This window comes from Peribacillus faecalis (genome assembly GCF_014712675.1).
Lineage (GTDB): Bacteria > Bacillota > Bacilli > Bacillales > DSM-1321 > Bacillus_AD > Bacillus_AD faecalis.
The window spans coordinates 21,118-28,278 of record NZ_JACXSI010000039.1; the positions used below are offsets into that span (position 1 = coordinate 21,118).

10 protein-coding genes are annotated in these 7,161 nt (G+C 37.0%); all 10 read left to right on the plus strand.

The features are described 5' to 3' along the window. Positions 1–136 precede the first annotated feature (136 nt). The 10 genes from IEO70_RS14860 (at position 137) to IEO70_RS14905 (ending at position 6,924) form a co-directional block, all read left to right on the plus strand. Positions 137–1,000, plus strand: coding sequence for a cation diffusion facilitator family transporter (locus IEO70_RS14860; RefSeq protein ID WP_190999161.1), 864 nt, complete (start codon positions 137–139; stop codon positions 998–1,000). An 18-nt stretch (positions 1,001–1,018) separates the two neighbouring features. Beyond that, positions 1,019–1,306: a DUF4260 family protein gene (locus IEO70_RS20230; protein ID WP_206711602.1), complete on the plus strand. Its 288-nt coding sequence runs from the start codon at positions 1,019–1,021 to the stop codon at positions 1,304–1,306. Between the two features lie 138 nt (positions 1,307–1,444). Continuing rightward, a complete protein-coding gene (locus tag IEO70_RS14870) occupies positions 1,445–2,428 on the plus strand; it encodes an AraC family transcriptional regulator (RefSeq protein ID WP_190999162.1) in 984 nt (327 codons plus the stop codon). Between the two features lie 242 nt (positions 2,429–2,670). Then, positions 2,671–3,003, plus strand: coding sequence for a DnaJ family domain-containing protein (locus IEO70_RS14875; RefSeq protein ID WP_190999163.1), 333 nt, complete (start codon positions 2,671–2,673; stop codon positions 3,001–3,003). A 55-nt stretch (positions 3,004–3,058) separates the two neighbouring features. After that, complete coding sequence (locus IEO70_RS14880; RefSeq protein ID WP_190999164.1) at positions 3,059–3,595, plus strand: GNAT family N-acetyltransferase; 537 nt, start codon at positions 3,059–3,061, stop codon at positions 3,593–3,595. 51 nt (positions 3,596–3,646) lie between these two features. After that, complete coding sequence (locus IEO70_RS14885) at positions 3,647–4,081, plus strand: RND transporter (RefSeq protein WP_190999165.1); 435 nt, start codon at positions 3,647–3,649, stop codon at positions 4,079–4,081. Between the two features lie 59 nt (positions 4,082–4,140). Further along, positions 4,141–4,455: a YrdB family protein gene (locus tag IEO70_RS14890; RefSeq protein WP_190999166.1), complete on the plus strand. Its 315-nt coding sequence runs from the start codon at positions 4,141–4,143 to the stop codon at positions 4,453–4,455. A gap of 61 nt (positions 4,456–4,516) precedes the next feature. Further along, positions 4,517–4,918, plus strand: a complete 402-nt coding sequence (locus IEO70_RS14895) for a hypothetical protein (RefSeq protein WP_328820938.1) — start codon at positions 4,517–4,519, stop codon at positions 4,916–4,918. A 49-nt stretch (positions 4,919–4,967) separates the two neighbouring features. Next, positions 4,968–5,375: a hypothetical protein gene (locus IEO70_RS14900; protein ID WP_190999167.1), complete on the plus strand. Its 408-nt coding sequence runs from the start codon at positions 4,968–4,970 to the stop codon at positions 5,373–5,375. Between the two features lie 580 nt (positions 5,376–5,955). Beyond that, on the plus strand, positions 5,956–6,924 hold the full coding sequence (locus IEO70_RS14905) for a DNA/RNA non-specific endonuclease (RefSeq protein ID WP_190999168.1): 969 nt from the start codon (positions 5,956–5,958) through the stop codon (positions 6,922–6,924). Positions 6,925–7,161 lie beyond the last annotated feature (237 nt).

Genomic DNA, 7,161 nt, shown 5'->3' on the forward strand with positions numbered 1-7,161 from the left:
TCCTTTATTAGCAAAACTATTAAAATATATGTTTGTCTTATTGCTTTTAGAATGAGTAAAACAGGTAAAAGCGAGTATTTTTCTCCTTTAAGGAAAAAATGTGATATAGACATGTTCAAATATTGGAGGAGAATTTATGGATTCATATGATAACCTCAAAGCTGGCGAAAAGGGTGCCTGGCTAAGCATTATCACTTACATCGTTTTATCTGTTTCGAAGTTGCTGATCGGATATTTTGGAAATTCTGAGGCGTTGATGGCTGACGGATTGAATAATTCAACGGATGTCATAGCCTCAATCGCTGTTTTAATCGGATTGAAAATTGCCAGAAAGCCGCCTGATCAAAATCATCAGTATGGGCATTATCGTGCGGAAACAATCGCATCTTTAATTGCCGCATTCATCATGGTTACGGTAGGAATCCAAGTCATTCTTGAAGCTGTTAAAAATCTGTCCGAGACGGGCAGTGAGGCACCGGATATGTTTACCGGCTGGGTTGCTTTAGCCGGCGCAGCCATTATGTTTTGCGTTTATTTATATAACATTCGTTTAGCGAAGAAAATCAATAGCCGCTCCGTGAAAGCTGCAGCAAAAGATAATTTATCTGACGCTCTTGTCAGTATTGGCGCATTCATCGGCATAGTCGGTTCGCAGTTTGGTCTTGATTGGCTGGATACGGTTACAGCAATCATCGTAGGACTGCTAATTATTAAGACAGGAATAGGAATCTTTAAGGAATCGGTGCTTGAACTGACGGATGCTTTCGAAGTCGAAGAATTGGAAGCAATTAAGGAAACGGTCAAAAAGAATCCACGCATAGAGGAAGTAAAAAGCCTTAAAGCGAGAATGCATGGAAATCAGATATTTGCCGATCTCGTTATTGTCATCGACCATAATCTCACTGTTTTGGAAAGTCATCTCATTACAGAGGAGATTGAGAATCGGTTATTGGAGCAACATCACATACAGTATGTTAATATTCATATCGAGCCGAAATAGGCGCTAATCCGATTAGGGTTGGCGTTTTTCATTATTTTAAAATGTGGAAGAATTATTTATGAAAGAGGAAGAAATCCAAGAATCCAATTAGATTCTAAAATAGGCGCTGTCATTTATAATATCGGCCACAGCTTTATTTTACCTATTTTAATGTTGCTTCTTTATGTCTTCTTTTTGAATGATGCTTTGCTGATGATTGCCTTAATCTGGTTCGCACACATCTTTATGGATCGCCTGTTTGGCTTTGGGTTAAAGTATCAAAATGATTTTAAGGAAACACATATACAAAAAATATCAGACTTTTGATAGATAAAAAGCAATTTCAGTCAAAAAATGAAAAAAGAAAGCACTTTCAAACAATGCTTTCTTTTTTCAAGTATACTAGTATAATGATATTAGAGTTACATTATCCTTCAGAACACAGACATTCGGGAGTGAATATTCATGAAAGAACAAGTCGCGCCTTATTATTGGACGAAAGCATGGGACCAATCAATATTGGATGCTTATCAGCATCAGCCGAAAATACTAGATGATTCCATTTCAGCTATTCATCGTCTGCAAGGAGTCAATGATAAGTTGCCATGGATTAATCATATGGAATCACATAGCGTATATGAAATTTATGTCTTTACTGAAGGAGAATGCAAATATTTCATTCATGATCAGATTTATGATTTGCAGCCTGGAGATATTATTCTCTTAGATGGTTTTACACTACATAAGGCCAACACGCCATCACCGGATACATATGTAAGAAGCATGGTTCATTTTTCACCTGCTTGGTTGGAAAAGTTCTTGCCGGCAATGGGGATACCCAATTTGCTGGATCCTTTTAAAAAGAGGAATAACTGCATTTTGCGGACTGGATTTGATGAGTCGGGGAGGTATGTAGATGACAAAATTAAAGGTATTGCGGAACAGTTGCAAGAAATTGATCAGGAATACCAAAGCACAGGCCAAATAAATGATATGTTGAAATCGGAATTGGCACTTAACTTTCTTCAATTATTGTTGAAACTTTATAAAATGTGCGAAGGCAAGGATATGCAAGTTAAACGAAAGAAAACGGAAAAGAAACGACATGCAGAGAATATTGCCAATTGGATTAATCAGCATTTTTCTGAAAAAGTTTCTTTGGAGCGCATTTCAGAAGAAGTGAATTTAAACAAATATTACATATCACATGTGTTCAAAGAAGTGACCGGCTATACCGTTATGCAATATGTGATGGCATGCAGGCTGGCCCAAGCAAAATATTTATTGGAAATGAGACTAGATCAGTCGCTTGAAGAAGTATTTTTATCGACAGGATTTGAAAGTGGTGCCCATTTTAGTCGCTTTTTTAAAGACAAAACGGGGATGACTCCGACAAAGTATAGGAAGATGAAAAATAGTAAACTTTTACCTAAACTTGCTCAGTGGTGAGCAAACTTTGTTACTTTGTTTTAGTTTAAGAAGGAAAAATACGTTGAGTATGTTGCAACCAAAATACAGTCAATTAAATATAATTTAAAAAACAATCTTTCTTCGGATAAGGTTGTTTTTTTATTTTCTGTGAAAATGCAACAAAAAAACCTTTATTTGTTAAAATGTTAATAAAAGTACAGATTTCAGATTATTAGCGAAGTGAGCATTTTAGTCTTTGTTTTTCTGAAGGAGGAGAAAGATTGGATCGACAATACAATGACCTAATCGGAGATATTTTAGCAGGCGCAGGTGAAAAAGCGGATTCTAAAAAGAAAGGCAATCCGATCTCCAAAGAGTACTTGCAGATGGATACCTATCAACATTTTCAGAAAATCGCCAAGGATGCAGGTTTCCTGCCGCCATGGCTAAAGTTGCAAAAGGAAATTGCCGAACTTGTTCATTTGTGTACTACGCCACAGGAGATAGATAATATTAACGAAAAAATAAGAAAACATAATAAGATTTGTCCAACTCAAATGCAGAGAGGGCTTGTTTCTTTCGAGCGGCTGGGAGAGGCGAAGAAGTATTGGTGAACCTTTCATAGAAACGGATTCCGATAGTAAGGTAATTAATTGTAGGAGGATAACCATGATTAAACTGCAATATTTTGAACGAACCGATTTCAAACAGCTAATCGATTGGATTCATTCTCCAGCATTTCTTCTGCAATGGAGCGGTTCGGCGTTTGAGTATCCGTTGACGGAGGAGCAGCTGGAGAGGTATATCGGGAATGCTAATCATGAACAGGCTGACACGTATATTTATAAAGTAGTCGAACAGGAAACAGGCATTGTGATGGGGCATATATCTTTAGGAAGAATTGATTGGAATAACAAATCGGCTAGAGTCGGGAAGGTTTTAGTCGGCCACCCAAGTGCTAGGGGAAAAGGTGTAGGTCAGCAGATGATTAAGGGAATTTTAAAAGTGGCCTTTGACGAGCTGAAGCTGCATAGGGTCACGCTCGGCGTTTTCGATTTCAATTCAGCAGCGATTGCTTGCTATGAGAATGCGGGATTTGTAAAGGAAGGGCTGCTGAGAGATCATAGGAAACTAGGCGATGAATATTGGAGCATGTATGAAATGAGTATTTTAGAAGATGAGTGGGCAACGAAAAAGGATATCTAGTAGTCGATACCGAAATAATCATTAACAAATTATAGGAGTTTCGGAGAGTTAATGAAAAATCAAACGAAAATCAAAAAGGTGAATTGGATTACACTGGCGATTGTGTTAATAGTGAACATCGTTTCGGCAGTACTGACAGTGTATGATTTAAATACTCAAACACCTTCTACTTTTGGTGATGAAGAGCAGTCTCGTGTCGAATTTCGGTGGGGGATGCTGCACACAATGTTTTTTCTCGTTGTCCTTATGCTTGCAAGTATATTGCTTGCCGGCTGGAAGAGGCTATTTCCGTTCAATGCGCCGCTTGCTATTATTCTTACGGGCTTTTGTTATCAGCTGTTTTTCCTGACATTTATAGAAGGATGGGTCGGGATGCAAGGTACACTCGGCATGCTCGTTTCTTTTTTTATCGGAATGAATTTATGCATTGTCTACACGGTTTCAATGCTGTCCGAACGACGCAATGCGGCTAAGACAAAGAATTGATTTACTAAGAGCTGTTAAGGCTCTTTTTTGAATTAGAATTTTTGTAAAGGAGGACGCTAATGGTACCACTTATAATGGCAATTAGATTTATTTCCGAAGTTTTAGCGTTAGTCATTTTCGGTATGTGGGGGTTTCATCATTGGAAAATTATTGGTGTGACTGCTGCTCCTCTAATGGTGGCAGTTATTTGGTCCATGTGGGCTTCGCCGAAAGCACCTTATAAACTTCAAGGTATTTATGGATTTGCTTTAGAATTTGTTATATTTTCAGCTGCGAGTTACTGTCTCTATAGTCTCGGATATACTAACTTAGCTTTGATATTTTTGATTGTTGCTATAGGAGTAGCTGCTTTTATGCGTTTTATGGGTATATAGTTGGCAATTAAAGAAACACATCAATAATACTTAACCAATACATGAAGGGGAGGTTATAACAGTGGATGAAGTAAACAATGTGTTAATCAATTTTACAAAAATGCATGATAATTTTATTGCTGATTGGAACAAAGCGATGAGTACAGGTGAAACGTCATCGGTAGAACGCATGTCGGAAGATTATTATGTCGCCTTTTTTAAAGAGCCGCGTGATAAACCGATTATGTTTAATAAACAAGACGCAGTTGAGGGGATGAATCAATCTGTGCAGCACTTTTTAGGCGCTGAAAAGAGGTTTGAAAATCGAGTTATTCGCTTCAGGAACACTCAAAATGCAGTTGTATTTTATGAACAGTTAATTGTCAAAAATGAAGAGATATTGGCAAGGTTGTTTACTATAGAAAACTGGGAGTTTATTAATCAGAAGTGGGTCATTGCGAGAGAAACAGAAGAATCGATTTAAGCTCAGGTATACAAGCAGGGAATTAGACTCGGCAAAAAGGAGAGATAAGATGATACCGCGAATTATTTCGAATTCTTATAATCTATTATTGGCATTAGGTGCATTTTATTTAGGCTTGTTAATGTTTATGGGAAAAGGAGCTTTTGATACATATCCGCCGGAGTGGATTGGTAAAATCCCGTTTACCGGCTGGGCCGGCATAGCTATATTTGGGATCATTATTTTCGGAATCGGCAATGCCATTGCCTCAGCTTATGGGTTTGTAAAGAAAGATAAACAAATATATATTATAACGATTTCCATGGGAGCATTGTTTTTCTTGTGTACTGTTGCATCAAGAATTCTGTTGGGCGAATGGTACTTGCCGACAGGGCAATTTTTAATCTTTAGCGTTATCCAAATTTTAGTTGGTTTACTTGGGTTGATTTTTAGTAATCGAGTGATCTTAAAACGGTAATTAAGTAAGGATGAGTTTCAATGAATTATAATTTTGGTAAATATGAAATACCGCCGACACTCCAAAGTTTAATAGCCTTAGAAAATATTCTTGGCGAAAAAAGAGTATCTCTCGTTGGGGATTTTTTCTTGGAATGAACTTTTATCTTGTATTAGAGAAATTTCGCTATTTTAATACCCCCAGTGATTGTTAAAAGATGAATTCTGCTAGGTTAGTTACCGTCTTATCAATAAGCTTAAATATTGATTAGTAATGTGACGCACATAATATGGTGCGTCTTTTCATTTTTTTATAACCTAATTCATATATTGATGTATTTAACACTTAATCAAATGATCACTCAGAAAAATACCTGCAAAGTAATCAAAGTTTCGTTGGAATTGCTTGGGGTTAAAGGGATGTAACAGTAGATGATAAATGGGTGAACTGATTATCCGGATCTTTTATTATGTCGCAAAAAAATTTTAAATTATATATTTTTCTTTTATAGTATTTAAATATAATTCATAGAAAAATATTATGTGTTAAAATATGTTTAAGTGTTATTAATGTTATTAATGTTAGTATAAGGGGTCCTACAATGAAAAAGATGACAAACTATTTTATTTTACTTTTAACGATTATCTTTATGGTCGGCTGTACAAACGTTGAAGACGTATCCAATACAGATGGAAAAACTGATTCACACGAAGTAACGACAGTTGAAACCAATCAAAATAGCGAAAAAGAAGATACTGCCACTACAGTTGTCGATGAATCGGCAGAAGAGGATACTTCAACCGAAACAAAGGATGATATATTCTCAGGATATAAATTGATTGAAGTTGATGGCGGAGATTTATCCGGATATCGTCAACCTAATGTTGTTGTTAATATTGGTTTTGGAGATCGTGAATATTGGGCGTTCACAAATGAATACGGACAGCTGGTACGTGTCATTGCTGATGAAATCATTCTGCAAGATGACAATACAGAGCCTGTATTATCGACTGGCAGATACTACCGTGATGAAGCAAAAGTACCGGGTGTTGAAAGCAAGTATTTGGACGAAGGACATGTTATCGCAGATTCGCTAGGCGGAGTATCAAATGCTTACAATATTACTCCACAAGAAAGCACACTTAACCGTCACGGTGACCAAGCTTATATGGAAGATGCAATCCGTAAAGCGGGTGGAGCTACAGACTTTGAAGCAATCATCACATATCCTAATTCGGAAACGCAGATTCCTTCGCATTATCAGTATACTTATACTATAAGAGGGAATAAGATTGTTGATTCATTCGACAATGTGAACCCTGATGAAGTAAACGAATCACTTGGTTTAACAGGCAGCAAACCTTCAAATTCAACTAGTTCAAATGCAGCTGGTTCGAATTCAACTAACTCAATCAAAGAAGGCGATATTTCTAGTGTCGATACAAATGGCAACGGCCAAGTGACGATTAAAGAAGCGAAAGATGCAGGATACAGTATGCCTATAACACGCGATCACTGGCTATACCCGTACATGGACGATCGTGATGGTGATGGTATGGTAGGCGAGTAAGTATATGAAAAGATCAAACACAATGTTTGGTCTTTTTTGTTTTATTTTGACTTACTCAACCAGCAGATTAATTCAATAATTTGAAGGGAAAAAGGTATATAGGTAGTCTTTTTTTATTCTGTAAACGGGGCAGCATTCCTGTAATGAATGAATACGAGGTTTGAGCACAAAAAGACCTCTTGATATGATAAAAGTGTCCTAAATGGCTGGCCAGCTTAAAAGGACAATACATCAGTA

What these genes read in the sequence shown, in the direction of transcription:
- IEO70_RS14860 (WP_190999161.1), top strand. Translation starts at nt 137, where the DNA reads ATGGATTCATATGATAACCTCAAAGCTGGCGAAAAGGGTGCCTGGCTA.
- IEO70_RS14870 (WP_190999162.1), top strand. Translation starts at nt 1,445, where the DNA reads ATGAAAGAACAAGTCGCGCCTTATTATTGGACGAAAGCATGGGACCAA.
- IEO70_RS14880 (WP_190999164.1), top strand. Translation starts at nt 3,059, where the DNA reads ATGATTAAACTGCAATATTTTGAACGAACCGATTTCAAACAGCTAATC.
- IEO70_RS14885 (WP_190999165.1), top strand. Translation starts at nt 3,647, where the DNA reads ATGAAAAATCAAACGAAAATCAAAAAGGTGAATTGGATTACACTGGCG.
- IEO70_RS14890 (WP_190999166.1), top strand. Translation starts at nt 4,141, where the DNA reads ATGGTACCACTTATAATGGCAATTAGATTTATTTCCGAAGTTTTAGCG.
- IEO70_RS14900 (WP_190999167.1), top strand. Translation starts at nt 4,968, where the DNA reads ATGATACCGCGAATTATTTCGAATTCTTATAATCTATTATTGGCATTA.
- IEO70_RS14905 (WP_190999168.1), top strand. Translation starts at nt 5,956, where the DNA reads ATGAAAAAGATGACAAACTATTTTATTTTACTTTTAACGATTATCTTT.